This window comes from Bradyrhizobium sp. USDA 4472 (assembly GCF_054058595.1).
Map to the genome: position 1 here is coordinate 1,818,759 of NZ_JBSSAM010000001.1, position 25,780 is coordinate 1,844,538.

At 62.6% G+C, this 25,780-nt stretch carries 20 protein-coding genes; 6 read left to right on the forward strand and 14 right to left on the reverse strand.

What is annotated here, in order from left to right:
- The first annotated feature begins 52 nt into the window (after positions 1-52).
- From ACVWZ4_RS08185 to ACVWZ4_RS08205, 5 genes are all read left to right on the forward strand, one after another.
- A complete protein-coding gene (locus ACVWZ4_RS08185) occupies positions 53-988 on the forward strand; it encodes a hydroxymethylglutaryl-CoA lyase (protein ID WP_456740049.1) in 936 nt (311 codons plus the stop codon).
- On the forward strand, positions 985-2,199 hold the full coding sequence (locus tag ACVWZ4_RS08190; protein ID WP_456740050.1) for a CaiB/BaiF CoA transferase family protein: 1,215 nt from the start codon (positions 985-987) through the stop codon (positions 2,197-2,199). The genes ACVWZ4_RS08185 and ACVWZ4_RS08190 overlap by 4 nt, the downstream gene beginning before the upstream one ends.
- 67 nt (positions 2,200-2,266) lie before the next feature.
- Positions 2,267-3,313, forward strand: coding sequence for an ABC transporter substrate-binding protein (locus ACVWZ4_RS08195; RefSeq protein ID WP_456740051.1), 1,047 nt, complete (start codon positions 2,267-2,269; stop codon positions 3,311-3,313).
- Positions 3,310-4,158 carry an ABC transporter ATP-binding protein gene (locus tag ACVWZ4_RS08200; protein ID WP_456736335.1) on the forward strand — a complete coding sequence of 283 codons (849 nt, stop codon included), beginning with the start codon at positions 3,310-3,312 and terminating at the stop codon, positions 4,156-4,158. The genes ACVWZ4_RS08195 and ACVWZ4_RS08200 overlap by 4 nt, the downstream gene beginning before the upstream one ends.
- 1 nt (position 4,159) lies before the next feature.
- Positions 4,160-5,005: an ABC transporter permease gene (locus ACVWZ4_RS08205; RefSeq protein WP_456701130.1), complete on the forward strand. Its 846-nt coding sequence runs from the start codon at positions 4,160-4,162 to the stop codon at positions 5,003-5,005.
- A gap of 137 nt (positions 5,006-5,142) precedes the next feature.
- On the opposite strand, the gene ACVWZ4_RS08210 is transcribed toward ACVWZ4_RS08205, so the two are convergent.
- The 6 genes from ACVWZ4_RS08210 to ACVWZ4_RS08235 all read right to left on the reverse strand — a co-directional run bounded on the left by ACVWZ4_RS08210 (position 5,143) and on the right by ACVWZ4_RS08235 (position 10,173).
- A complete protein-coding gene (locus tag ACVWZ4_RS08210; protein WP_456763475.1) occupies positions 5,143-5,403 on the reverse strand; it encodes a hypothetical protein in 261 nt (86 codons plus the stop codon).
- Between the two features lie 321 nt (positions 5,404-5,724).
- Complete coding sequence (locus ACVWZ4_RS08215) at positions 5,725-7,047, reverse strand: NAD(P)/FAD-dependent oxidoreductase (RefSeq protein WP_456740053.1); 1,323 nt, start codon at positions 7,045-7,047, stop codon at positions 5,725-5,727.
- A gap of 88 nt (positions 7,048-7,135) precedes the next feature.
- On the reverse strand, positions 7,136-7,618 hold the full coding sequence (locus tag ACVWZ4_RS08220) for a cupin domain-containing protein (protein WP_456740054.1): 483 nt from the start codon (positions 7,616-7,618) through the stop codon (positions 7,136-7,138).
- Positions 7,566-8,621 (reverse strand): cupin domain-containing protein, encoded by a 1,056-nt coding sequence (locus ACVWZ4_RS08225; protein WP_456701126.1) that lies wholly within the window; start codon positions 8,619-8,621, stop codon positions 7,566-7,568. The genes ACVWZ4_RS08220 and ACVWZ4_RS08225 overlap by 53 nt, the downstream gene beginning before the upstream one ends.
- Positions 8,621-9,625: a 4-hydroxythreonine-4-phosphate dehydrogenase PdxA gene (gene pdxA / locus ACVWZ4_RS08230; protein WP_456740055.1), complete on the reverse strand. Its 1,005-nt coding sequence runs from the start codon at positions 9,623-9,625 to the stop codon at positions 8,621-8,623. Before pdxA ends, ACVWZ4_RS08225 begins: the two co-directional genes overlap by 1 nt.
- Positions 9,622-10,173 (reverse strand): nucleotide-binding domain containing protein, encoded by a 552-nt coding sequence (locus ACVWZ4_RS08235; RefSeq protein WP_456740056.1) that lies wholly within the window; start codon positions 10,171-10,173, stop codon positions 9,622-9,624. The genes pdxA and ACVWZ4_RS08235 overlap by 4 nt, the downstream gene beginning before the upstream one ends.
- Positions 10,174-10,649: 476 nt before the next feature.
- Here ACVWZ4_RS08235 and ACVWZ4_RS08240 point away from each other — a divergent pair, with 476 nt between their 5' ends.
- The gene (locus ACVWZ4_RS08240) at positions 10,650-16,535 is read left to right on the forward strand and encodes an AAA family ATPase (protein WP_456701123.1); all 5,886 of its coding nucleotides are present in this window, start codon (positions 10,650-10,652) and stop codon (positions 16,533-16,535) included.
- Here the strand turns inward: ACVWZ4_RS08240 and ACVWZ4_RS08245 are convergent.
- The 8 genes from ACVWZ4_RS08245 to ACVWZ4_RS08280 form a co-directional block, all read right to left on the reverse strand.
- Positions 16,529-17,989 (reverse strand): aldehyde dehydrogenase family protein, encoded by a 1,461-nt coding sequence (locus ACVWZ4_RS08245; RefSeq protein ID WP_456736341.1) that lies wholly within the window; start codon positions 17,987-17,989, stop codon positions 16,529-16,531. The genes ACVWZ4_RS08240 and ACVWZ4_RS08245 overlap by 7 nt on opposite strands.
- A 76-nt stretch (positions 17,990-18,065) precedes the next feature.
- Positions 18,066-19,235: an alanine racemase gene (locus tag ACVWZ4_RS08250; RefSeq protein WP_456736342.1), complete on the reverse strand. Its 1,170-nt coding sequence runs from the start codon at positions 19,233-19,235 to the stop codon at positions 18,066-18,068.
- 26 nt (positions 19,236-19,261) lie between these two features.
- The gene (locus tag ACVWZ4_RS08255; protein WP_456736343.1) at positions 19,262-20,119 is read right to left on the reverse strand and encodes a GNAT family N-acetyltransferase; all 858 of its coding nucleotides are present in this window, start codon (positions 20,117-20,119) and stop codon (positions 19,262-19,264) included.
- Positions 20,091-20,693, reverse strand: a complete 603-nt coding sequence (locus ACVWZ4_RS08260) for a hypothetical protein (RefSeq protein ID WP_456740058.1) — start codon at positions 20,691-20,693, stop codon at positions 20,091-20,093. Before ACVWZ4_RS08260 ends, ACVWZ4_RS08255 begins: the two co-directional genes overlap by 29 nt.
- A 112-nt stretch (positions 20,694-20,805) precedes the next feature.
- Entirely contained in the window at positions 20,806-22,116 is a 1,311-nt protein-coding gene (locus ACVWZ4_RS08265; protein ID WP_456740059.1) for an NAD(P)/FAD-dependent oxidoreductase, read from the reverse strand.
- A gap of 54 nt (positions 22,117-22,170) precedes the next feature.
- A complete protein-coding gene (locus ACVWZ4_RS08270) occupies positions 22,171-23,049 on the reverse strand; it encodes an ABC transporter permease (RefSeq protein ID WP_456701117.1) in 879 nt (292 codons plus the stop codon).
- Between the two features lie 39 nt (positions 23,050-23,088).
- A complete protein-coding gene (locus tag ACVWZ4_RS08275) occupies positions 23,089-24,039 on the reverse strand; it encodes an ABC transporter permease (RefSeq protein ID WP_456701116.1) in 951 nt (316 codons plus the stop codon).
- A gap of 73 nt (positions 24,040-24,112) precedes the next feature.
- Entirely contained in the window at positions 24,113-25,777 is a 1,665-nt protein-coding gene (locus tag ACVWZ4_RS08280) for a peptide ABC transporter substrate-binding protein (protein ID WP_456736347.1), read from the reverse strand.
- Positions 25,778-25,780 lie beyond the last annotated feature (3 nt).

The following is a 25,780-nucleotide window of genomic DNA, read 5'->3' on the forward strand; positions in this document are numbered from 1 at the left end:
CCATGGATTGTTCTTTAATGCAACAATATACAATCGAGCAGGGAGAGCCCCGATGGCGCGCGCGCCCGACGTCCACATCTGCGAAGTCGCTCCGCGTGACGGCCTGCAGAACCTGGCCGTCTTCGTTCCGACGGAAGCCAAGTGTGCGCTGATCGATGCGATCTCCGCCGCCGGCGTGCGCGAGATCGATGCCGGCTCTTTCGTGCCGCCGAAGGTCGTGCCGCAATTCGCCGACGTTGATGCGGTGATGGCGCATGCGCTCACGCACGATGCCGCGACCATCGGCGCACTGGCGCCCAACGTGAAGGGCGCCGAACGCGCCATCTCGGCCGGCGTCAACGCCATCTATTTCGTGATTTCGGCCAGCGAGACGCACAACCGCGCCAATGTGCGCCGCACGATCGACGAGCAGATCGAGGGCTTTCGCGCGGTGCGTACCGTGATCGATGCTCGCCCGGTGGGTCAGCGGCCGCAACTGGTGGGCGCGATCTCCACCGCGTTCGGCTGCTCGCTGGAGGGCGAGGTGAGCGAAGCCGCCGTATGCCGGGTCGCGCGCGCCTTCGCGGAGGCCCGCGCCGACGAGATCGGGCTTGCCGACACCGTCGGTTATGCGACGCCCACATCGATCCGGCAGATCGTCGCCGCCGTGCAGCGTGAGGTCGGAAAGCAAATGTCGCTGCGGCTGCATCTGCACGACACGCTCGGCGCGGGCCTTGCCAATGCCGTCGCCGGCCTCGAAGCCGGCATACGCCGATTCGATGCCGCGGTGTCGGGCCTCGGCGGCTGCCCGTTCGCGCCGGGCGCGCGCGGCAACATCGTCACCGAGGATATGGTGTTCATGCTGGAGCGTATGGGGCTCTCCACCGGCATCGACCTCGACCGCCTGATGCAGACGCGCGAGATTCTCGCCCGTCACATTCCGGCGAACCATCTGACCGGCCATCTGCACGAGGCCGGAATTCCCAAGGTCCTGCGGAGGGCGGCATGACCATGGCTGCGCGTGAGACGGCATCTGAGCTTCGACCGTTGGCCGGCCTTCGCGTGATCGAGTTCAGCCAGATGGTTATGGGGCCGAGCTGCGGGCTGATCCTCGCCGACCTCGGTGCCGACGTGATCAAGGTCGAACCGCCCAAGGGCGACCGCACCCGCACCTTCAAGGGGCCTGCGGCCGGCTTCTTTGCGACCTACAGCCGCAACAAGCGCAGCATCGCGTTGGACACATCAAGCGCGCAGGGCCAGGACATCGCACGCAGGCTGATTGCCAGCAGCGACGTCCTGATCGAGAACTTCCGGCCAGGCCTGTTGAAGCGGATCGGCCTCGACTACGAGAGCGTCGCGACCTTTGCACCGCGCCTGATCTATTGCTCGCTCAAGGGCTATCTGCCCGGGCCTTACGAGAACCGTCTCGCGCTCGACGAAGTCGTGCAGATGATGGGCGGCCTCGCCTACATGACCGGTTTGCCCGACAGGCCGATGCGCGCGGGCGCTTCCGTCAACGACGTCATGGGCGGCATGTTCGGGGTGATCGCGATCCAGGCTGCGCTCGCCGAGCGGCAGCGCACCGGACGGGGCCGCTACATCCAGAGCGCCCTTTATGAGAACAACGTCTTCCTGATGGCGCAGGCGATGATGTGCGAGGTGGTCAGCGGCCAGCCGTCCGTTCCATATTCGATCAAGGACAGCCCGTGGCCGGTTTACGACCTCTTCGACACCAGGGATGGCTCGAATCTGTTCGTCACCATCGTCGGTGAAGAGCAGTGGGAGGCGTTCTGCCGCGCCTTCGGTCGCGAAGCCTGGCTCTCCGATCCCCGCTTTGCGACCAGCAACGGCCGCGTCGATCATCGCAACTGGCTGATCCCGGAGATCGCTGAGATATTCAAGCAATGGGACAAGGCCGATCTCGCCGCGCGGCTCGAGCAGCTCGATCTGCCTTACGCCCCGGTGAACAAGCCCGGCGATCTCTTCGACGATCCGCATCTCAACCGGTCGGGTGGTCTGACCGACATTCGGCTTCCTGACGGCCGCGATGCCAAGACGCCGCTGTTGCCGGTTTCCATGGACGGAATGCGTCTGCCCAATCGCTATGATCCTCCCGGGATCGGCGAGCACAGCAGCGAGATCCTCAGCGAGATCGGCATGTCGCCGGATGAGATCGAAGCGCTGCGCAAGCAGGGCACGATCAAGGTTGCGCCGTCCTGATCCGGCCGGCCCGGCTCAACAAGAACCAAGGCAAGAACGAAGGCAAGAACCAAGGGAGGAGCAGCACATGAGCATAAACAGGCGCCAGGCGCTGATCGCGGGCTCCGCATGGGCGGGCGCGTCGCTGCTGCCGGGACGGTTGCACGCCGAAACGAAGCAGGTCTCGCTCGCATTCGGACCGGTGTCGCCGGTCTATGCCATCGGCATGATCGCGGAGCTGAAGGGCTACTTCAAGGACGAAGGGCTCGATTCCAAGCTCGTCACAGGTAACGCCGGCACGTTCGGCCGGCAGACGCTCGCTGCGGGGCAAGCCCTGTTCGCCCATGGCGATGCCAGCCATCCGCTCCAGCTCAGCGCACGTGGCAAGCCCTGCAAGATCCTGCTCGCGACCGAGATGGTATGCTCCTATGCCAACATCATGGTTCGGCAGGACCTCTACGAGAGCGGCATCAATTCGGTCGAGAAGCTTGCCTCCTACAAGCGCGCCGATGGCGCCAAGCCGATCGTCGCCGCGACCGCCATCGGTTCGGGCACCTGGGTGTTCGGTACCTATGTGTTCGAGGCGCGCGGGCTAGGCGACAAGGTGAACTGGGTTGCCGGCGGCGGCCCCAACACGATGTTCCCTTCCCTGCAGACCAAGCAATTCGACGCCATCATGGCGCCGCCGAGCTGGATCGTCGAAGTCGAGAAGAAGGGATTCGGCAAGACGATTTACGACACCTCCAAGCCCGGCGTGTTCGAAAAGGACTTTGGCGGCACGCTGCCCGTCCTCGTGATCTACACGTTGCAGGATACGGTCGAGCAGGACAAGGCGATGGTGCAGGCCTATGTCAACGCGATCTCGCGTGCCATGGCCTACGTCAAGGCAGCTCCGCTCGCCGAGGTGCAGGCGCTGGTCACGCCGAAATATTTCTCCGGCATCGATCCGGATGCGGTCAGCGCCGAACTCGGCTTCGACACATCCACCTGGGCCTATGACGGGCAGATCGACAAGGCCGCGTTCGAGCGCGGCGCAAAGCCCTGGTATCGCAAGGGCACCGATATTCCCGAAACCAAATATGAGGACGTCGTCGACATGAGCTTCCTCGCGGCGGCGGGGGCGAAATCCAAATGATGGCCACGCCGGGCCCGAGCCTCGCCCTCGCGCGAGAGGACAAGGATGCGACCGCGGCCCGCTCGCGCGTTGCCGTGCAAGGTCTCGCCAAGCGCTTCATCTCGGCCGGCCGCGAGTTCGTCGCGGTCGATGACGTTTCCTTCGAGGTCAAGCAGGGCGAGTTCGTCGCGCTGCTCGGCCCCTCCGGCTGCGGCAAAAGCACCATCCTGAACATGGTCGCAGGCCTGTTGCCGCGCTCGGGCGGACGCATCCTGATCGACGAGGACGCAGTTGACACCGGAAAGGTCAACCGCAAGGTCGGTTACGTCTTCCAGCGTGACACGCTGTTTCCCTGGCGCACCGTGGAGCAGAATATCGGCTATGGTCTGGAGATCGCCGGGCTGCCCAAGCCGGAACGTGGGCGGCGCGTTGCATCGGCGATCGAGAAGGCCGGCCTCTCAGGTTTTGCGCAAAGCTTCCCGCGCATGCTGTCGGGCGGCATGCGCCAGCGCGCCGCCCTGATGCGCACGCTGATCCTGGAGCCGGAGATCCTGCTCATGGACGAGCCGTTCGGCGCGCTCGACACCCACACCAAGCTCGAGATGCACAAGACGCTGCTGGAGATCTGGGAGCGTGAACGGCAGACTGTGCTGTTCGTGACGCACGATCTCGGCGAAGCCATTACCCTGGCGAGCCGCATCATCCTGCTCTCGGCGCGGCCCGGGCGGTTGAAGGAGGATTTCGAGATCGCGCTGCCGCGGCCGCGCGATCCTGTCGCCTTGCGCGAGACCGCCGAATTCGGCCGCCTCTACTCCCACATCTGGCATTCGCTCGGCGAAGAATTCCGCCGCACCAGGGCCGACTGATATGAGCAGAAGCCGCGCCGTCATCCTGTTCTGGCAGATCGCGATCCTCGCAGCCGTGCTCATCATCTGGCAATGGGGCTTCGACTGGAGCAAGGCGCTGCTGCCGAAGGCCTATGTGCCGAAAATCCTCGATCCTTACTTCGTCGCAAAGCCGTCGCTGATCTGGCAGAGCTTCCTCCGTCTTGGCTGCTTATCCGATGCAAGCGGCTTTGCGGCTTGCTTCAAAGGCAACGACAACAATCTCTGGCTCGCCACCCTGGTGACCCTGAAGAACACCTGGTGGGGATTTCTGTTCGGCTCGGCGAGCGGAATTGCGGCCGGTCTGATCCTCGGCCGCTCCGATTTTCTGGCGCGCGTGTTCGGGCCCTACATCGTGGCGCTAAACTCGATCCCGCGCATTGCGCTGGTGCCGCTCGTCATCCTGATCTTCGGCCTCGGCGATCTCTCCAAGATCGCGACCGCGTGGCTCGTCGTGTTCTTCGTGGTGTTCTTCAACACCTTCGAGGGCACGCGCGCGGTCGACCGCGACCAGATCGCGGCTGCTCGCCTGCTCGGCGCCAGCGAATTCACCGTGCTGCGCACGGTCGTGATTCCCTCCGCGCTCGCCTGGGTGTTCGCTTCGTTGCTGCCGGCGGTTTCATTCGCGCTGATCGGCGTCATCGTCGGCGAGTTCATCGGTGCCGAGCGCGGGCTCGGCAAGCTCATCATCGAGGCGGAGGCACGCGCCAACGCCAGCGAGATGATGGTCGCCATCTTCGTCATGATGTTCGTAGGAATCCTGCTGGCGGTCGCCGTCCGCGCACTGCAGTCTTATCTGCTGCGCTGGCAGCCGCAGTTCGAGCATTAAGGGCCAGGCACCACCGCCGAAAGATCAACTTAAGCAAGGCGGCACCACATGGTCCTCGCGGGAGTGCATCGCCAGCACCGGGCAAGTTACCCTGGAAAGAATTGCCGAAGTCGCACTGATCAAGACAAACACCGAACCTATTCCGGGGACCCGCGCTGGAGCCGCTTGTTCAGGACTTCGCGGATCTTCTGCAGTTCATCTGGAGCGAAATCAAGAAAGCTCCAGGCGAGCAACTCGCGCTGCAGGAAATGACGCTCTATGTGCTTCGCCGTCCGCATGCGGAGCACATGGCGCGAGAGAAGGACCATGAATTCCTGTTGCTCTACGCAGATTGGTTGCGTGCGGCCATGTACGCCCCGAGGACGAATCCCGGAGATCATGGAGCTCGCCAACTTCATCTACACGAGCTTCGTTTTCATGCTCAACCGGTGGCTGGCGGTACAGGACGCCCTATTCGCACAGGCGATGGAGAATTTGATCCGCGCTGGTCAGGAACTAGCTGCGAGAAGCCTTCCGAAACCGTCTCCTGAACGACGTCAAGCCTGAGATCCGGCGCCGACAGCGCGCCAGTTAATTCCTGGAGAGCTTACAGGGGTTGCCTCGCCATAGTGGCCGCCCCGGTCCAACGGCCCGAATTTTCCGTCTAATTTTTGCTCCGAGACGGCGCGATCGATCGCGCGCCGCTTGTCGCGCGTCAGGCCTGACCTCCGGCTCGATCTTCAGATGGCGGAGATGTCCAGCTTGGAGCCATCGACCAGACGCGACAGCCGGAACGGTGTGGGATCGACGCACGGCGTGTCGTTGACGACAAGCTGTGCGGCAAGATAGCCGAGTCCCGGGCCCAGGCCGAAGCCGTGGCCCGAGCAGCCCGCCGCGAGGACGAGGCCCTTCACCCCGTCCACCTGCGATACCACAGGCACTGCATCCGGCGTGCAATCGACGAAGCCGCCCCAGGCGCTGTCGATCTTTATTTCGCCGAGTTGGGGGAAGGTCTTCCGGACGCTCTCCACCACTTGGCTCATCAGCCATTTCAAAGGCGGAGGATCCAGCACGCGATTCTGTTCGAAGATGCGATCGTCGTTGGTCAGCAGCGCGGGCAATGAATCCGGCCCCGAAACGAATGATCGCCCGACGCCGAGCCTGACGTTCTTCAGGCGACGCAAGAACTGCGGCATGAACTCCCGGCTGTACCGGAGCGCCTGGGGCGTGATTTCGAGATTCGCCTTGCCGCTGATCGCAAGCGTGTAGCTGCCGTCCAGTCGGCGCGTGATCGTGCAGTAGGGTGTCGAGACCGCCTCGCCGATGTTGATCGTGGGGGTGGAACGCAGCGCCGTCTGCCGGATGCTCGCCTGGGGGAAACTGATCCCGAGCGGGCGAAGGAAGCGCGAGGACCAGGCACCGGCGGCGCACAGCACCGCGCTGGTTCTGATATAGCCCTTCTCCGTGTGCACGCCCGCAATGTTGCCATTGGCCAAGTCGAGCGCCCGCGCGGCGCATCCCTGGTGGATCGTGGCGCCCAGGACTCTGGCCCCATCGGCGATACCAGGCGCGGCGAGCGCAGGTTCAGCCTTGCCGTCCCGCTCCGAATAGGTGCCGCCGACCCATTTGTCCCGCGCTTCGGGGACGCGCTCGGCGACCTCCGCCCGGCTCAGCACGCGTGTGTCGACGTCGTATTCCCTGGCGACCTCGCGCCATTTTTCCCAGCCCGCGAGCACAGCCTCGTCATGGGTCGCATAAACCAGACCGCAGCGTCGAAATCCGAGATCCCGATTGATATCGCGCGTGAGTTCGTCCCACAGCCGCATCGAGAGCACCGAGAGCGGCAGTTCGCGGCGGTCGCGGTTCTGCTGGCGGCACCAACCCCAGTTTCGGCTCGATTGCTCACAGGCGACGTGGCCCTTCTCCAGGAGCGCCACGGAGACACCGCGCTTCGCCAGGTAATAGGCGGCCGTAGCGCCGAGGATGCCGCCGCCGACGATGACGACGTCGGCCTCGGCCGGAACACGCTCGTCGCTGTGAATGCGCTCGACGCGGGGCGACATATTCCAACAAACCTCGGCTGCCAAATGCGGAAGCAAAGCTTCCGATCAGCCGTTCATCGCATCGTGCGCGCGATAGAATGTGCTGAAATCATCCGGGACTTCGCAAGATGTTCGGGTTTTTGACCGCTTGAGTGATACAAGCTGCTCGAGCCCGATCGAGTCCCGGTTCGGTTGAGGGTGACGCAGCCTGCCTGCAGACCCGTTGAACCGCGCTCGTGGCGAAGCCTTCGTGCGCCGCTTGGATCATTATGGGGATCGAGGGCCTGACGGTCACACCGTCGCAGTCCAACATGGTCTTTGTTGAGCTCGCGCCCGAGCTGGCGACCCGTCTGTCCGAGAGGCTGCGTGAGCTCGGAAAAATGCGAGGCTTCTTGCCTTCCTCGGTCAGCTCCACCACGCCGGAAACGATGTGGCAGGACTCGAAGGTCTCGCCCTCGATCGAGCGGTTCTCGCCAGGCGAGGCCTCCCAGACTCCTGCCTTCACCGAGTCGCCGCGGCAGGAATCCTGCTCCCAGGTCTTATAGGACGGATCGTCGGAAACCAGGCGGCCCGGCGTGAGCGGTGCCGGCATCCAAGGCTGTGCCGGGTTCGAGCAGCAAGACCTCGCAGATGTCGTCCAGCGCGACGGGACAATGCTCGACCCCATGGGGGACCACGATGAACTCGCCTTGCTCGATGATCTCGTCCCGATCACGGAACTTCATCAGCAGGCGGCCCTTGTGCACCAGGAAGAGCTCGTCGCTGCTCCTGTGAAAGCGCCAGGCGAACTCGCCCGCGAACTTGGCGAGCTTGATCTGCATGTCGTTGATCTGGCCGGCGATCTTCGGAGACCAGGTCTCCTCGAGCTGGCCGAACGAGTTGGCGAGGTTCTTCTTGTGGAGCGGCGAGAGATGCCGGTTCAGAGCGGCCACGTCACGAATGATGGCCCCGAGCTGGCGAGCGACGTCCTTGTCGACGGCCGGATACTTGCCATCCAATGCGGCCGTGCCGATGGTGAAGCCGGCGGCTCCTGCGTCCTTCAGCGCGGCGATCCGCTCAGGCGTATCAATCGAGCCGGCCACGTAGACGGGCTTGGGCACCGCCGCGCAAACCGCTTTGATGAGGGCCGGGACGTCTTCCTTGGAGCGATAGGCGAGCAGGTCGAGGCCATAAACGCCTTCCCGCGAGGCGAGCGCCTTGGCACTCCCAACGATCTCATCGATCGTCCCTTCGAGCACACTCGGGTGACCGGAGATGCGACCCGGGAAGGGGCAGTATTGAATCCCGGTGCCGGCAAGGATCGGTAGCACGTCGTCAACATTTGTGCCGCCGAGCAAGACGTCGACGCCGATTTCGACCGCCGCCTTCGCCGAAACGATCTCACTTTGCCGGTCGAGTGAAACGACTTCGAGATAGGAGGTCGCGCCATCTGCCTTGATGGCCTGATTGAGCACTTTGAGTCTGTCGATCGGCAGGCCGATGTCCTTGAAGCCAATGTGGCGAACACCGAGGCCCAGGGCGGTCTTGAGTTGTTCAGATGCGTCCTCGACGGTGCGATCGTTACGCGTGAGCATGAAGATGAAGCGAAGGCCCATTAGACTACCCCTTCTTTGGCTTTAATCTGCGCGGCGACGAGCCTTCGCGCGTAAGCCAGCGCGGTCTCGAGACTGGCGGGATCGGCGATGCCTCGGCCTGCAATGTCGAACGCAGTGCCGTGGTCAGGACTTGTACGGACGAACGGCAGGCCCAGCGTGATGTTCACACCCTTTTCGAGGCCGAGATATTTCACAGGAATCAGGCCCTGGTCGTGATATTGGGCCACAACCACATCGAAGCGGCCCTTGCGGGCCTGCATGTAGACGGTGTCGCCGGGCCACGGGCCGCTGACGTCGATGCCCTCTGCGCGTGCCGCCTCGATCGCGGGACCAATGATCCGGATTTCCTCGTCGCCGAATAGACCGCTTTCACCGGCATGGGGGTTGAGCCCTGCCACCGCAACGCGCGGTGCCGCGATTCCGAGAGCCTTCCCACCCTCATTTGCGAGCCGAATGGCCGACATCTGCGCATCAAAATCCGCCTCGTCGATGGCCTTGCGCAGAGACGTATGGATCGTGACGAGTACCGTGCGGATTTCGTCGTTGGCCAGCATCATCGCGACGCGCTTCGCGCCACCATACTCCGCGAGAATCTCAGTGTGCCCGGGATACCGAATGCCCGCGCTTGCCATTGCCTCCTTGTTGATTGGCGCGGTGACGATGCCGCTGACCTTGCCGGTTTTGGCTGCCGCGATGGCGGCGACGACGGCGTCGAAGGAAGCTTGGCCGGACATGGCGCTGACTCTCCCGAGCGGAGGCGGCGCGATGATTTGCGTCGCCTCCACGACCTCGACGGACCGCGGCTCAGACCGCGCCTCGTGAGGTCCGGCGATTCGCTTGACCTTGAGGCCGAGACCCAGACGATCGACGATGTTCTCCATCACGACCGAGCTGCCGAAGACGACCAGGTTTTCGGCGCTTTTCGCCAATGTCTTGGCCACGATCTCCGGGCCGATGCCGGAGGCATCGCCCATGGTGATGGCAAGGGGAGCTATTTGGGTCATCGCAGAACCTTTTCTGACAGCGAGGCGCAGGCGCGGAGCCGCGCGATCGCACGGCGCAGCGTGTCGTCGTCGCCAGAGCCGCCCGCCTTCATGGCGATGAGCAGCTCTCGCCCATTCCCGAGCGACGCGCGGCCGAGCGGAAACCCTGCCTCGAGCTCCTGCAGAATCTCGAACGCAGAGATGTCCAGGCCATCGAGGATCGCCTCCATTGTATCCCCGCCAGTGGCCATCACAACGTCGAAACGCTCGTCGACCACACTTCCAGCTGCAGCCTGCGCAATGTCGCGCAGGATGGAGCCGGGGTCGTCGATACGTTCCACCGGAGCTCGTAACAGGGCAACACCGCGCTCGACCCCGATCCGATCGGCCTGACGATGGCGGCGCGGGTTGGAACTGCCGACAACAACAAGAATCTCGCTGCCACCGGCCAGCGTCACGTCAGACGCAACCTGAACCGGCGCAAGCCGCTTGGCCAAGGCCAGAGCCAGGCCCGGAGAGCCGAGGTCGTCGGCGAGAATGGCAATTGTGCATGGACGATCGGTTCGCATGGATCAATCATGCCAAATCAACGTAGCATGAAAAGCGATAGTTTTCAGCTCGCACCGGCGCGAAGGCGCTGGCTCATCGCAAGCGCCTTTTGCGGAATTTGGTCACCCTACAGCTACGCATCCCGTTGCCAATTGGCTCCAGCGTAGATGAAGCACGCGCGGTCAAACGAAGCGAAATTCGGCACGAAGTTGCTTGAAGACGCGCAGGACCAGGCGATGTGCTGTCAGCGCCTGACGCGCACGGCGCGAACGAGCCTATTCCGATAGCGCCGAACCGGCATAAACCAAGGATTGTGAGAAAACCTCTGCAGACGATCCGCGACGCTTCTTCGACCTGCGTTGGCCGACGCGGCAGCTTACACTGGGCACATGCCCGCGTTTGTGGCAGACTCCACGCTTAGGACAGTACCTCCTCACCCGGGCGTTGGGCCACTTGGAGGCTTCCGGTTGAACCCATCGTTTTCGGTTCGACGCGTATGGACAACAGGTTCCAAGTGCTATGGGAGGACGATGCCCGCATCTTTTGCCGGGCATTGCGCCCGGATTCGAATAGCGGCTGCAGAGCTGTGTTGGCGGTACTTCCCAAGGTGAAGCACGCTTCGTCCGGCATCCTTGATCGTCTCGCTCACGAGTTTGCACTGAAGGACCAGCTGGACGGCGGATGGGCCCTGCGGCCGCTTGGGCTGGAGTACTCCGGCGGTCATCCAGTTCTGCTGCTCGAGTATCCTGGCGGCCAGCCGCTCGACCGGTTGCTTGGCGCTCCCATGGACATCGGACGCTTCTTGCGACTGGCGATCGGCATCGCGAGAGCCATGAACAAGGTGCATCGGTGCGGCCTTATTCACAAGGACATCAAACCCGCGCATATTCTGGTGAATTGCGAGGATGGACGGATCCGGTTCACCGGCTTCGGTACAGCCTCACGCCTGGTCCGGGAACGACGCACGCCAGGACCGCCCGAGTTTATCGTGGGCACGCTCCCCTACATGGCGCCCGAACAGACCGGGTGGATGAACCGCTCGATCGATTTCCGCAGCGATCTCTACTCGCTTGGTGTGACGCTCTATCAAATGCTGACCGGCTCGTTGCCGTTCACTGCGGCACATTCGATGGAGTGGGTGCATTGCCATATCGCGAGAAAGCCGGTGCCGCCCAGCGAGCGGGTGAGCACTGTACCGGCCCCAATCTCGGCCATAGTCCTCAAGCTGCTCGCCAAGTCCGCCGAGCAACGCTATCAGAGCGCGTCAGGCCTCGAGCATGATCTAAGCCGCTGCCTGAGTGAATGGGAAACCGGACGCCGCGTAGAAGAGTTTGCACTCGGGCAGTACGACACGCCCGACCGGTTGCTGATCCCCGAAAAGCTGTACGGAAGAGGCTGCGAGATTGAAACCTTGCTGGCTGCCTTTGAGCGCATGATTAAGAGCGGCGCGCCGGAATTGGTGCTGGTTTCCGGCTATGCCGGCGTCGGCAAGTCCTCGGTGGTCAATGAGCTCCATCATCGGCTAATTCCGTCGCAGGGACTGTTCGCTTCAGGCAAGTTCGATCAGTACAAACGCGATATTCCGTATTCCACGCTGGTCGAGGCTTTTCAGAGTCTCGTGCGGTCTCTTCTGAGCAAGAATGACGCCGAACTCACGAGGTGGCGCCAAGCCCTTCAAGATGCGCTGGGCGCAAATGGACGGCTCGTTGCCGACCTGATCCCTGAATTGCGGCTGATCATGGGAGAGCAGCCGCCCGTTGCCGAGTTGCCCCCGCGGCAGGCACAAAACCGCTTCCATCTCGTGCTCCGGCGTTTCATAGGGGTGTTCGCACGATCCGAGCATCCATTGGCGCTGTTCCTCGACGATCTGCAGTGGCTCGATGCTGCTACGTTGGACCTGCTTGAGGATCTGTTGACCCGGTCCGATCTGCAATACCTGATGCTGATCGGCGCCTATCGCGACAACGAAGTCACCGCCGCTCATCCATTGCGGCGGAGGCTTGAAGCCATAAGGAACGCTGGCGCAAACGTGCAGCAGATCATCCTTGCGCCGCTCGCCGGCGAACACATTTCGCAATTGATTTCAGATGCGCTTCACTGCGATTTGAAGCGTGCCGCGCCGCTCGCCCAGCTGATCCACGAGAAAACGGCCGGCAACCCATTCTTCGTCATTCAGTTCCTCCGCGCACTTGCCGAAGAGGGACTAGTCCGATTCGATCATGACGCAGGGTGCTGGTGCTGGGATCTGGATCGCATTCACCTCAAGGGTCATACCGACAATGTCGTGGACCTGATGATCGAGAAGCTGAGCCGCCTGCCGGCTGGCACACTGAATACGCTGCAGCAGCTGGCCTGTCTCGGCAACATCGCCGAAAGTACGACACTCTCGATCGTGCTCGAGCGCTCCGATCCGCAGGTTCATTCCGATCTATGGGAGGCCGTTCGCCAGGAATTGGTCGAGCACCAGACGGGAGCCTACAGGTTTGTGCACGACCGCGTGCAGGAAGCCGCCTATTCGCTGATCGCGGATGATCTACGCGCGGCGGTGCATCTGCGAATTGGCCGCCGACTTCTGGCGCAGACTCTGCAGGAGGAGCGTGAGAAGGCCATCTTCGAGATCGTCAACCAACTAAACCGTGGCGAGACCTTGATGACCTCGCGAGATGAACGCGAGCAGCTGGCCGAGCTCAATCTGCTCGCAGGCAAACGCGCCAAACGCTCGACCGCTTACGCGCCGGCGCTGAAATATCTGGTCGATGGAGCACGCCTGCTGCCGGAAGACTGCTGGAAGCAACAACACGAACTCGCCTTTGCGCTCAACCTGCTTCGCGCGGAATGCGAATTCCTCACTGGCGCGTTGGCGGCAGCGGAGCAGCGGCTTGCGATGCTAGCGCATCGCGCCGCAAACCTGGTCGATCTCGCAGCGATCACCTGTGTGCGCGTGCCGCTCTACATGACCTTGGCTCAGAGCGACCGTGCCGTCGATGTGGGCCTCGAATATCTGAAGCACGTTGGCATCTCGTGGTCGCCGCATCCGACGGACGAGGAGGTCCGGGGCGAATTCGAAGAGATGTGGCGGCGGCTCGGAAGCCGGCCGATCGAGGCGCTCATCGCTTTGCCGGCGATGAGTGACGGGATATGGTGTGCGACCATGGACGTGCTCGCGGAGCTGCTGCCACCGGCCCTGTTCACCGATACCAATCTGCACTGCCTTGTCATTGCTCGCATGGCCAACGTGAGTCTCGAACATGGCAATCGCGGTGCATCATGTTTCGCCTATGTCTGGCTCGGAATGCTGCTCGGGCCCCGGTTCGGTGATTACCAATCGGGATTTCGCTTCGGCCAACTCGGCGTGGATTTGGTGGAGAACGGCGGGCTCCTTGGCTTCAAAGCGCGTGTCTACCTGGGGTTCGGGCACGTTGTTGCCTGGACGCGGCACGTCCGCACGGCCATTCCCCTGGTGCGGACCGCGCTCGAGGCCGCGCAGGAGACAGGCGATGTGAGCTTTGCGAACATCGCGCGCGGCGCTTTGATCACACACCTTATCGCAAGCGGTGAACCGCTGGTGGAGATCCAGAATGAAGCGGAAGCCGCGCTCGAATTTGCGCAAAAAGCGCAGTTCTGGCTCGTCGCCGATGTGATCAGGGCGCAGCTCGGGCTGATCCGCACGCTGCGCGGACTGACACCGGAATTTGGCTGCTTCAGCGACGCCGAATTCGACGAGCGTCGATTTGAAGAGCATCTCACGGGCGACCGGCGGCTGGCATATGCGGCTTGGCGCTATTGGATCCGCAAGCTGCAAGCGCGTTACTACGCCGCCGACTATGCATCCGCCATCGAGGCAGCAGCTCAGGCGGAGCGGCTTGTATCTCCGTCTTTTCTCGCGTATTTCGAGATTGCGGAGTACAATTTCTATCGCGCGCTGACGCTTGCGGCTTTCTTGGACACGGTTCCAGCCGACGAGCGCTCGCATTATCTCCAGCTGCTGTCCGAGCACAAACAACAACTCGATAGCTGGGCGCATGGTTGTCCACAGAACTTCGAAAGCCGAGCGCTGCTCGTGCAAGCCGAAATAGTACGCATCGAATGCCGCGATCTTGACGCCATGCGTCTTTACGACCGCGCCATCCGTTCTGCCCGCGAGAACGGTTTCGTGCAGGATGAAGCGCTGGCCAGCGAACTTGCTGCGCGCTTCTACGCGGCGCGAGGATTCGAAACCATCGCGCATGCCTATTTGCGGGATGCCCGATACGGCTATCAGCGCTGGGGAGCCGACGGCAAGGTGAGGCAGCTCGAGCGTATGTACCCGTACCTGAGGGAGGAGAGATCGGAGAACGGCCCGATGAGCACAATCGGGGGACCGGTCGAGCACCTCGACCTAGCCACCGTCATCAAGGTGTCGGAAGCGGTGTCGGGCGAGATGGTGCTGGAGAAGCTCGTCGACACTCTCATGCGCACGGCCATTGAACAAGCTGGTGCTGACCGAGGTCTGTTGATTCTGTCGCACGACACCGAGCCGCGCATCGAGGCGGAAGCTACGACCCACGGCGACAGAGTCATCGTCGAACTGCGAGAAACACGCGTGACCGCGGACCTGCTTCCGGAATCCGTTCTTCACTACGTCCTGCGAGCCAGAGAATGTGCCGTTCTCGACGATGCCGCCGTCGAGCCTCCGTTTGCCACGGACCCCTACGTCAATCAGCTCAAGGCCCGTTCCATTCTCGGCCTGCCCTTGATCAACCATGGCAAGCTCATTGGCGTACTCTACCTTGAGAATACGTTGACGCCCCACGTTTTTGCACCGGCGCGAATTGCGGTGCTGAAGCTGCTCGCCTCCCAGGCTGCAATCGCGCTGGAAAATGCCACGCTGTACCGCGATGTGAGGGAGCGCGAAGCGAAAATCCGACGACTTGTCGACGCCAACATCGTCGGAATCGTCATCTGGGAGCTTGAAGGTCCCATTCTGGAGGCCAATGACGCGTTTCTGCGCATCGTGGGGTACAACCGTGAGGATCTCGCCTCTGGCCGCCTGCTCTGGACCGCCCTGACGCCGCCGGAATGGCTCGACCGCCACGAACGATGGTGGATCCCGGAACTCAAGAAGATGGGGAGCGTACAACCGTTCGAGAAAGAGTATTTCCGTAAGGACGGAAGCCGCGTGCCGGTCCTGATCGGAATGGCTGCGTTCGACGAGCAACGGGACCAAGGTGTCTCCTTTGTCGTCGACCTGACCGAGCGTAAACGGTCCGAGGAGGCTCTGCGGGAGAGCGAAGAACGTTTTCGTACTCTCGTACAGTTCTCTTTCGACGTGTACTGGGAGTCAGATGCGAACCATCGCTTCATCCGCCAGGAGTTCGCCGAAACCATTGCTGACGCTCCGGGAGCGGGTTCTGAACTTGGTAAGACGCGCTGGGAGGTACCCTACTTGGAGCCCGACGAGGAAGCTTGGCGCAAGCATCGGGAGACGCTCGATGCGCACCAGCCGTTCCGTGATTTCGAGCTCGCGCGCCCTACGAGCGACGGCCGCAAGCGCTACGTCTCCGTCTCCGGGATGCCGGTCTTCGACAAGTCCGGTCGGTTCATCGGTTACCGCGGCGTGGGACGGCACATCACCGAACAGAAGCGCGCCACGGAGGCTCTGCGCGAGATGCAGAGGGAGTTGGCGCATGCCAACCGGCTCGCCACCATGGGCGAACTCACGGCCTCGATTGCCCACGAAGTAAGCCAGCCGGTCGCGGCGGCATCCATGAATGCCGGTGCGGCCGCCCGGTTCCTTGACAGAGATCCACCCGATCTCGCGAGGGTGAGGCAATCACTGGATTGGGTCATGAACGATACTGCTCTGGCCGGCAACATCATCCAGCGAATTCGTGATCACATCAAAAAAGCACCGCCCCGGAAGGATAATCTGGACATCAACGAGGCCATCCGGGATGTGATTGAGCTTACCCGCGGCGAAGCGATGAAAAACGGCGTCTCGGTTCAGACGGAACTTGCAGAAAGCTTGCCGCGTATCGAGGGCGATCGCGTCCAACTGCAGCAAGTGGTCCTTAATCTGATCGTCAATGCTGTCCAGGCAATGGGCACGGTCGCGGACGACGCCAGAAAGGTGCTTATCACCACCGGTTCGGTCGCGCCTGATCGTGTTCTTGTCGAGGTGCAGGATTCGGGACCGGGGTTGGCGCTGGAGAATCTCGAGCACGTCTTTACCCCCTTCTACACGACGAAGGCGGGCGGACTCGGTGTGGGACTGTCCATCTGCCGTTCGATCATCGAAGCTCATGCCGGGCGCTTATGGGTGACCCCTAACCTGCCCCGCGGCGCGATTTTTCACTTCACCGTGCCGGTCCGTCCCGCAGACGAGACGGCGTCTGATCAGTAGAATCCAAGGACAGCCTTCGTCTCGATATATTCGTCTATGCCTTCGCGGCCGTATTCCCGGCCGTTGCCGGAGCGCTTGTATCCGCCAAACGGTGCGTTGGGGTCCCAGTCGGGATGGTTGAGATGAACTTGACCAGACCGGATCTGACGGGCGACGGCCCGCACTGTCTCCATATCAGTGCCCTGCACGTGAGCGCCGAGGCCATAGACGGTGTCGTTGGCGATCGCGATCGCCTCGTCCACGGTGTCGTAAGGAATGATCGACAGCACCGGGCCGAAGATCTCCTCCTGCGCGATCCGCATGTCGGGGCGGACGTTCGAGAAGATGGTCGGTCGCGCATAGAAGCCAATCTGAAGGTCGCCGGGCCGCCCCGGCCCGCCGATGACGAGCTTGGCGCCTTCCTCCAGGCCGACGCCGATCATGGTCTGCACGCGCTCGAACTGCGGCCGGTTGGCGATCGGGCCATGGGTCGTGCTTTCCGCAAGGGGATGGCCGACCACCAGTTCTGAACCGGCCGCTGCCGCCAAGGTCTCGACCTCTTCCATGTGTGAGCGAGACACGAGCATGCGCGTCGGTGCGCTGCAGGATTGGCCGAGATTGCGGAACGCGGCGCCGACGCCGAGCGAAACAGCCCGGCTGAGATCGGCGTCCGGCAAGATGATATTCGGCGACTTGCCGCCGAGTTCCTGGGCAACGCGTTTGACGGTGGGCGCGGCCGCTTGCGCGACGAGAACCCCGGCGCGCGTCGAGCCGGTGATCGAGATCATGTCCACCTGCGGATGCGACGCCAGACCGGCTCCTACGATTGGACCAGTGCCGTTGATGAGATTGAACACGCCGGGTGGACAACCGGCGTCGTTCATCACCTCAGCGAACAGCAAGGCGCTCAGAGGCGACAATTCACTCGGTTTCAACACCACCGTGCAGCCGGCTGCGATCGCCGGACCCACCTTGGCGGTGATCTGATAGAGCGGCCAGTTCCATGGCGTGATCAGGCCGCAGACGCCAATTGCCTCGCGCATGATCGCGGTGCTCCCGCGCGCGGCGATGAACGGATAAATCGCGAGATTGTCGCGGGCGACACGGATGTGTTCCGCGGCCAGCGGCACCTGCGCGCGGCGCGCGTAGGTGATAGCGGCTCCCATCTCGGCCGTGAGGGCCTGCGCGAACAGCTCCAGCCGCTCAAGGAGCAAGGCGTGAATCCGGTCGAGCAGTGCCGCTCTCACAGCCGGCTGCGTCATGGACCAGCCGCCAAAGGCTCGTCTGGCGGCCGCGACGGCGCAATCCACGTCATCATCATCGCCGAGGGCGACGTCGGCGACCGGCTGCTCCGTCGCCGGATTGACGACAGTTGCTGCTGCCGTGACTGATCCGATCGGCTTCCGCCATTTTCCGTCGATGTAGAATTTTCCGAGGAAGCCGGCTTCCGTCAGGCGTCGAAGGGGCGAGGTCATTGGAAGCAATCCTTGATCCTGTAACAGGCGCCGATCAGCGGCAGGAACCGGAAGGGTTGGGAATGGCCGGTCAGCCCTACCAGCCACGCATCCGGGGCCATCGGGCGTGAATCGCGTCGCTGCCGGCGCAGACGACGTTGTACAGTTCGTGTTGCGACGCCGTCGCACAGGCGTGATTGGGGACAATCCTGATCTTCGCGCCGATCGGAAGATTGGGCAAGGCGTGCGCCGACCCGGGCCTGATGGCGAGGATCCCGTGCTCCTGGTTTGCTTGCGAGACGATCAGGTCGGGATAGAGCTTGCCGGCCACGTCGGAGACCAGACCATATCCCTGGTCAACCCGCTGCGCCGCAGTGCCGCGGTCGCGCGAGAGCGCCATCCACCCCGCATCGACAAAAATCCAGCCCTTCTCGGGCTTCGTGCCGATCACGGTGGTGAGCACCGAGATGGCGATGTCGTCGGTCGTGCAGACACCGACGCCTTGCATGACCAGATCGAAGAACATGTAGACGCCGGCGCGCATTTCAGTGACGCCGGTCAGATCATCGGCGAAATGTGCGGTCGGCGTCGAGCCGACGCTGACGACAGGACATTCATGGCCGGCCGCCCGCAAGGTCTCCGCCGCCGCAACCGCCACCACCCTCTCATTCTCCGCGGCCGCGACGAGAGCCTCGCGCGTGAAGAGGCTGTAGGATTCGCCGGCATGGGTGAGGATCCCGGCGAGCCTGACTCCGGCCTCGCCCAGCGCGACCGCGACTGCAATGAGCTTTGGATCGTTGGCGGTCAGCCCGCCGCGGTGACCATCGCAGTCGATCTCGATGAACGCGGACGGTGTCACGCCTGCGGCACGCCCGGCGGCGCCAAGCAGTCTCGCCTGCTCCGTCGAATCGAGCAGTACCTTGAGGTCGAGGCCCGCTTTCCGCAGACGCATCGCTCTTTCAGCTGTGTGGGGCGCCAGACCCACGGCATAAGTCATGTCGCGAAAACCGTGCCGCGCGAAGTACTCGGCTTCCGCCAGGGTGGAGACGGTGATCGGCCCCGATCCGGACGGACAGGCCCGTCGGGCCACATCGATGGATTTCGCGGTTTTCATGTGGGGACGCAGCACGACGCCTCGCTCCGCCATGCGCGAGGACAGGCGGGCGAGATTGCGATCGAGCCGATGCTCATCGAGCAGGAGAGCCGGCGTGGCCAACGTGCCGAGCGTTGCGGCCGCCTCGCCGTCCCGGTGATCCGTCCCGCTCATCTCCCCGCGCCGCACGTCGATCTCTCCTAGCCGAAAGACTGATTGGGAATCGCAAACACGCGCGCCGGCCCGCTCGATGACGCCGGCGTGCCCAGCACCATGGTGGTGGCATCGCTGACCCGCTCGAGACCAATGCCTTGAAGCCATTCCCCGAGTTGCGACGTGGCAGAGGTGTCGATGCGGACAAAAACGCTGCCGAGCCGCGCGAGCGCAGCCTCGATCAGCGCGCGTGCGTCGGTCGCGGTTTCGGCGACGACAGGTCCTATGACATGACCGCGGCCGAAAAGCCGGGAGACGGCATAGCCGCGGGCCATGCCGGCACGCTGCAGGACATAGCCATCACCGCTTTGGAGCAGCTTTTCGAGCATCTGTCGTCTCTCCAAGCCCGTGGCCTCGCGATCGAGTCGCATGATCGCCCCGAAATCCGATGCAGTCATTGGCCTGACGAGCCCCGGCGGCAACTCATGGCGTCCTCTTGGGATTCCCTGATGCTGGTGGATGACCCCGATCGGCACAAAGCCGCGACGCCGGTAAAGCGTAATGCCTTCCGCCGTCGAATTCAGCGCGATAGACCGTGGATGCGCGGACGCAAGCAGCGCATCCATCAGCCGCGCACCGTAGCCACGGCCTTGAGCGGCTTTCGCAACGATGATCATCCCGGCGGAAGCATGTGTCTCCCCGTACGGCCACCAGGCTGCGGTGCCGACCACCGCTCCGGCACGCTGCAGAACAAAGCCATGGCCCAACTGCAGCGCGACATCCCAATCCGCGAGCCGATAGGGCCAGGACATCTCCTGCGAGAGCTTCAGGGCGCCTTGCAGATGTGACGTAGCGAAAGGGACGAGGACCACGCCTTCATTCGTCTGGTAATCTGCGGTTGTCATGATACGCCGGCTTTTCTGCTCGGATTGCCAGCCTGATCGCCAGCGCTTGCCAGGCAAGGACCATCCGATGATCCCCGCACGGTCTACTGTGTAGCTTGAGCCCGACAGCATTACGCATCAGGCTGGAATAAAGTCCGGCATAGTATTTCGTTGGTGATGCCGCAGAAGGTCCAATCTGCTGTCGGCGGGTGCGCGTCACGTGCTCTCGAAGGTGCCTCGCAAGCCCGCAATCACGCTTTCCAGTCCAGAACGATCTTGCCGCAATTGTTGGATGTTGTGGTCCTGGAGGCTGAACATCTGAGCTTGTTGAAAGTCGCTCATTCGTCCGCGGGGCGAGAGCATGAAGACCCGCACCCCTTTCTTGCCGCGCATGGCCGAAGACCTCCGGCGTATAGGTCTTGTCACAGATGGCCTTCAGATCGGCCGGCGGAATATCGTCGACGTAGAGCGACAGGATCTCGAAAGCCAGGTCGGCGTCGGACAGCGTACGCCACGCATCCAGCGTGGCGTGGTCCACGCGAGGGTGGCTCTCGGGAACGTAGAGCCCGCCATCCTGCGCGAGCCCTTCGCGCAATATCTCGCAGAACTGCCTGCGACCCGAATGACCGCGTGTGGAGACTTAGTGCATCGATTCTCTTCTTTTGAGAGGCGGCCGTGCCGCTAATCGGATCCGGTGCTGTCAGCGATCAGCGGCTGGCACGCCACAGCGCGATCCGATCACGCATGCGATAGGTCTGAATGAACGCACGCATGAACCAGGGATTGCCTCGATAGAACGGGATGAAGGCCGGCGGCCGGAAGTCAAAGGCCGTGCGCGCCTGCTCGGCATGTCCCAACAGCTTGTGGGCCGCATGCATGCCGATCCATGGTGCCCAGACAACGCCCGAACCGCAGAATCCGGTCGCATAGACGATGCCGTCCTTCTGGAAGATGCGCGGAATCATGTCGCGGTTCATCGCCACATTGCCGAACCAGCTGTGTGACAGGCGAGCGCTCTCCAGCTCAGGGAACAGATTCACCAGGCCGCTGCGCAGAAGCAGCTTCGGAGCAACGGGATCGCCGACCCGAGAGCTGTCGCGGCCGCCGAGCAGAATGCGTTTGCCATCGGGCGAGGGCCGATAATAGAACCCGACCTCCCGGTTCTCGGTGATCATCATCCGTTTCGGCATCAGCCGCGCCATGACGTCGGGCGCAAGCTCCTCCGTCGCAATGATCCGGCTGCGAACCGGGACCAGCCTGCGGCGCAGGAAGGGCACGGCGCCATCCGTGTAACCGTTGGTACAAACCAGCACCTGACGCGCCTGCACCTGACCGGCCGCGGTGACGACGCGAAATCCGCCGTCATCTCTTTCTATTGAGACGACCGATGTCCGCGTGTGGACCGTCAAGCCCGAGGCGAGCGCGACGCGCAGCAGCTCGGCATGGAATTTCGCCGGATGCAATCCGCCGATGTCCATTCGAACCGTGCCGCCGCGATAGACATCGGTGCCGATATACTTGCGCTGCTCGACATACGGAACGGCATAAGCCTCGATCTTCAGTTTTTTCGCGAGCCTTTCTGCGGTACGCGCCATGGCCTCGTATTGTTCAAATCCGAAGGCGCCTTTGAACTGTCCCACCGGCTGGAAGTCGCATGTGATCCCTTCCGTCTTGATGAACTCGTAGAGGAACTCGCGTGCAGCCTTGCCTTCTGCTTCGATCGCCAGCGCCTTCTCTTCACCGAAGCGGCGCGAGAGTGTCGCGTAATCCGGACGAATGCTTCCGCTGGTGATCCCACCATTGCGCGTGGAAGCCCCTTCTCCGGGATCCATTGCATCGAAAGCTGCAACTGAGCGTCCCTCGCGCGCCAATACCAGGCCGGCTGAAAGTCCGGCGTAGCCCGCGCCCACAATCACTACGTCGAGCTTTTTGGGCGATGGCTGCCGAGACAGCGGCTTCAGCGGGGCAGCTTCCCACCAGTAGGGCGTCGCCTTCTCGGCAATTCTGGGCGCGTGCATGGCGTGTGCTCTTCTTATGTCTTCTATGTCCGGCCGCGACTTGGCTCACACTGATCAGAAGTTGTCGTTTCGAACGTCGAGAGCATCTCGGAGCCCATCGCCGATGAAGTTGAAGCTCGTCACGGCGATCGTGATCGCGGCACCGGGAATGATGGCGAGCCACGGAGCACTGGCCAGATATTGCTGGGCGCCGTTGAGCATATTGCCCCAGCTCGGCAGCGGCGGCTGGATTCCGTAGCCGAGAAAGCTGATATAGGCCTCCAGAAGGATCGCGCGCGCGACGGCCAGACTTGCGGCGACGATGATGGGCCCCATGGCATTGGGGAGGATCTCGCGGAACATGATGTGCGCCCTGCCAAGCCCGACCATGCGCGCAGCCTGGACGAACTCGCGCTCGCGCAGCGAACGGACCTCGGCCTCGACGATTCGCGCAGTCTCCATCCAGCTCGTGACGGCAATGATCACGGTGATCATCACCGGACTCGGCCGCAGCGTTGCGGCCAACGCCAGCACGAGGAAGATCGAGGGATAGGACAGGAAGCCATCCACCGTCCGCATCAGTGCCGCCCCGACCCAGCCTCCGCGATAGCCGGCCGTCACGCCGACGAGCGTACCGATCAACGTCGACAGCAACATCGCGGAGAATCCCACCGCGAGCGAGACGCGACCGGCCATCAACAGCCGCACGGCGAGGTCACGCCCCAAGGGATCCGTGCCCAAGTAATGATTGCCTGCCAGGGGCGGAGCAAAGCGGGCGCGCAGGTCGATGTGGAGCGAATCGTAGGGCAAGGCATAGGGACCGATGGCGCACGCCAGCACAAGCAGCGTGATCATCGCGATTCCCAGGAGTGCCAGATGGTGACGCATGAAGCGGTTGACAGCACGGCTGTGCCACCAGCGGGTCGGAGCTGCGTGCGCGACGATGGCGGTCATATCTCCTGGCTCCTCTTATCTGGCGTGAGTCCGCAGGGCTCAGGCCAGGCGAATGCGCGGATCGACGGTCGCGATCACGATGTCTGCGATCAGGTTGCCCAACAGGACGAGCATGGCCGAGAAGATCAACAGCCCCATCACGACCGGATAGTCGCTGTAGCCGAGGCTGTCGAGAAACAGTCGCCCCATGCCCGGCCAGGTGAACACGGTCTCGGTGACCAGCGCCCCGGTGAGAATGCTGGGCAGCTGCATCCCTGCCAGGGTGATCATCGGCAGCAGCGCATTGCCGACGACATGCTTCAGCAGGATGCGACGCTCGCTCAAGCCCTTGGCTCGCGCCGTCTTGACGAAATCCTGACTGAGCGCATCGAGTGTCGCCGTACGCATATAGCGGCTCCAGATCGCGACATGAACGAGCGACAGCACCAAGCTCGGCAAGATCAGGTGATGCAGATAGTCCAGCACCGAGCCGTCGCCGATCGTGTACATGTTGCCTGCGGGTACCCAGCCCAGCTTCAGGGTGAAGATGTAGATGCCGATCAGGCCGAACCAGAAGGTCGGGACCGATAGCGCCACCATCGCGCCGACCGTCGCGCAGTAGTCGAACAGGGAATAGCGATGGGTGGCGCCACGGATTCCGATCCACGTGCCGGCCGCGATTGCCAATGCGGTGGATGTGCCCATCAGCAGCAGCGTCGCCAGGAGATGTCGGCCAATCACCGCCAGCACCGAAGAGCCGTCACGGAAAGAGTGCCCCCAGTCGCCCCGTACCAGTCGCCAGGCCCAGTCGAGATACTGAATCCACAGCGGCCGGTCCAGCCCCAGCTGAGCTGTCAGTCGCTGCACGTCCTGCCGGGACATGCCGGGATCCAGTCCGAATTGCGCAAGAGGTCCACCCGGCATGAGGTTCAGAACCGTGAACCCGATGATCGAGACGATCACCAGCAGCACGATGCTTTGCACGAGGCGATTGAGCAGGAACCCGGACATTCGAGGCACCATGTTAGCGTTGCAGCATCACTCCCGCGCCGGCCTCGGCCACCGAGCCCCGGCCGGCAGCACGTCAGCTCGCCCAATACCACGCCAGCGCATTCCAGGATTCGGTGCGCGTATTGCCGTTCGGCACGAACCCGTTGATCCCCTTCTTGAGACCTTCGACCGAGTTGTTCTGATACAGCGGCAGGAACGGCAAATCGCGACGCACGAGTTCCTGGATGCGGAAGTAGATCGGGCGCCGCGCTTCCGGATCGAAGGTGCGTGCGCCCTTGTCGAGCAAGGCATCGACCTCCGGATTTGCGTATTGTGCATTGTTCGAGCCGCGGCCGCCCTTCGCTGCGATCGAGCGGGAGTGCAGGCGATTGGTGACGTCCGGGTCCGCACCGATCAGAAACGAGGAGCCGACGATCACGGAATCGAACTGCGATTGCACCCAAAAATCGCCCCACATCACGGCGGCGGGCAGGTTCGATATCTTCATCTCGATGCCCAATTGAGCAAACGTCTGCTGCAGGTATTGTTGCACCTGTTCGCGAAGGGGATCGCCCGACGTGGTCGAATTGGCAAAGGATAGGCGAACGCCGTTCTTGGCACGAATGCCGTCCGCGCCCTTTGCCCAGCCGGCCTGATCGAGGATCTTGGCCGCGCGATTCACGTCGAATTGGTGCAAGGGCAGATTGGGGTTGAAGAAGAAGGATTGCCGCGGCATGAACGTCTCTGTCGGCGAAGGCACCCCGTAATAGAGACCCTGTATGATCGCCTCCTTGTCGATCGCCGCGTAAAGCGCCTCGCGAACGGCAAGCTCCTTGAACTGCGGGCGCTCGAGGTTCAGGTAGAAGGATTCGAACGAGGTCCTCGGGACGAGCGTCACCACACGGTTCGGCAGCGTCTTGGCCTCCCCATAATGATCAGGCGTGATGTAGGGCTGACCTACGAGATCAATGTCGCCGCTCTTGAACTGGGTGTACAGAACCGTGAGGTCCGGGATGTATTTGAAGACCAATGTCTCGATATGAGGACCTTCCCCGAAATAATCGCGGTTCGCCACGAGCTCGAGATGATCGCCGGCGATGCGCTGGCCCCACTTGAACGGACCGGTGCCGACAGGCGCCTGATTGAAAGCGGCGCTGTTCGGATTGGCCTCCTTCTCGAGGACGTGCTTCGGTACGATGAAAGTTTCGGTCAGGAACGACAGATAAGGCGCAAAGGCCTCTTCCATTCGCCACGAGATCTCCGTGGGCGAGATCACCTTGATGTCGCGCACGAGAGCATGGCCGGCCGTGCGCCAGCTGCGGAAGTTGGGATTCATGATCAGTTCGAGAGTGAACTTCACGTCCTCGGCGCTGAAAGGCTTGCCGTCGTGCCAGAGCACATCGTCACGCAAGCGAATACGCCAGTTGAGGCCGTCCGGCGTGATGCCGCCGTTCTGTTGGTCCGGCACCTCCACGGCCAGGTTGGGCTGAATGACGCCTTGCGGATCGATGCGGAATAGCGCATCGAAAACCGAGAAATGCACACCGTCATCGACTTCAATGTGTACCATCAGCGGATTGAAGACGGTCGGCTCTTGCCCAAGCCCCACGATCACGCGGCCGCTCGGTTTCGCCGGAGAGGTGCGCGCGTGGGCAGGTTTGCCGAACAGATTTGATCCGGTAAGGCCGGCTGCTCCGGCGATCATCAACTGGAGTGCGCTACGCCGCGAATAGATCGATGCAGTCTGAGCTTCAGTCATGAC

What these genes read in the sequence shown, in the direction of transcription:
- ACVWZ4_RS08185 (WP_456740049.1), top strand. Translation starts at nt 53, where the DNA reads ATGGCGCGCGCGCCCGACGTCCACATCTGCGAAGTCGCTCCGCGTGAC.
- ACVWZ4_RS08190 (WP_456740050.1), top strand. Translation starts at nt 985, where the DNA reads ATGACCATGGCTGCGCGTGAGACGGCATCTGAGCTTCGACCGTTGGCC.
- ACVWZ4_RS08195 (WP_456740051.1), top strand. Translation starts at nt 2,267, where the DNA reads ATGAGCATAAACAGGCGCCAGGCGCTGATCGCGGGCTCCGCATGGGCG.
- ACVWZ4_RS08200 (WP_456736335.1), top strand. Translation starts at nt 3,310, where the DNA reads ATGATGGCCACGCCGGGCCCGAGCCTCGCCCTCGCGCGAGAGGACAAG.
- ACVWZ4_RS08205 (WP_456701130.1), top strand. Translation starts at nt 4,160, where the DNA reads ATGAGCAGAAGCCGCGCCGTCATCCTGTTCTGGCAGATCGCGATCCTC.
- ACVWZ4_RS08210 (WP_456763475.1), bottom strand. Translation starts at nt 5,403, where the DNA reads ATGAAGTTGGCGAGCTCCATGATCTCCGGGATTCGTCCTCGGGGCGTA.
- ACVWZ4_RS08215 (WP_456740053.1), bottom strand. Translation starts at nt 7,047, where the DNA reads ATGTCGCCCCGCGTCGAGCGCATTCACAGCGACGAGCGTGTTCCGGCC.
- ACVWZ4_RS08220 (WP_456740054.1), bottom strand. Translation starts at nt 7,618, where the DNA reads ATGCCGGCACCGCTCACGCCGGGCCGCCTGGTTTCCGACGATCCGTCC.
- ACVWZ4_RS08225 (WP_456701126.1), bottom strand. Translation starts at nt 8,621, where the DNA reads ATGGGCCTTCGCTTCATCTTCATGCTCACGCGTAACGATCGCACCGTC.
- pdxA (WP_456740055.1), bottom strand. Translation starts at nt 9,625, where the DNA reads ATGACCCAAATAGCTCCCCTTGCCATCACCATGGGCGATGCCTCCGGC.
- ACVWZ4_RS08235 (WP_456740056.1), bottom strand. Translation starts at nt 10,173, where the DNA reads ATGCGAACCGATCGTCCATGCACAATTGCCATTCTCGCCGACGACCTC.
- ACVWZ4_RS08240 (WP_456701123.1), top strand. Translation starts at nt 10,650, where the DNA reads ATGGACAACAGGTTCCAAGTGCTATGGGAGGACGATGCCCGCATCTTT.
- ACVWZ4_RS08245 (WP_456736341.1), bottom strand. Translation starts at nt 17,989, where the DNA reads ATGACCTCGCCCCTTCGACGCCTGACGGAAGCCGGCTTCCTCGGAAAA.
- ACVWZ4_RS08250 (WP_456736342.1), bottom strand. Translation starts at nt 19,235, where the DNA reads ATGAGCGGGACGGATCACCGGGACGGCGAGGCGGCCGCAACGCTCGGC.
- ACVWZ4_RS08255 (WP_456736343.1), bottom strand. Translation starts at nt 20,119, where the DNA reads ATGACAACCGCAGATTACCAGACGAATGAAGGCGTGGTCCTCGTCCCT.
- ACVWZ4_RS08265 (WP_456740059.1), bottom strand. Translation starts at nt 22,116, where the DNA reads ATGCACGCGCCCAGAATTGCCGAGAAGGCGACGCCCTACTGGTGGGAA.
- ACVWZ4_RS08270 (WP_456701117.1), bottom strand. Translation starts at nt 23,049, where the DNA reads ATGACCGCCATCGTCGCGCACGCAGCTCCGACCCGCTGGTGGCACAGC.
- ACVWZ4_RS08275 (WP_456701116.1), bottom strand. Translation starts at nt 24,039, where the DNA reads ATGTCCGGGTTCCTGCTCAATCGCCTCGTGCAAAGCATCGTGCTGCTG.
- ACVWZ4_RS08280 (WP_456736347.1), bottom strand. Translation starts at nt 25,777, where the DNA reads ATGACTGAAGCTCAGACTGCATCGATCTATTCGCGGCGTAGCGCACTC.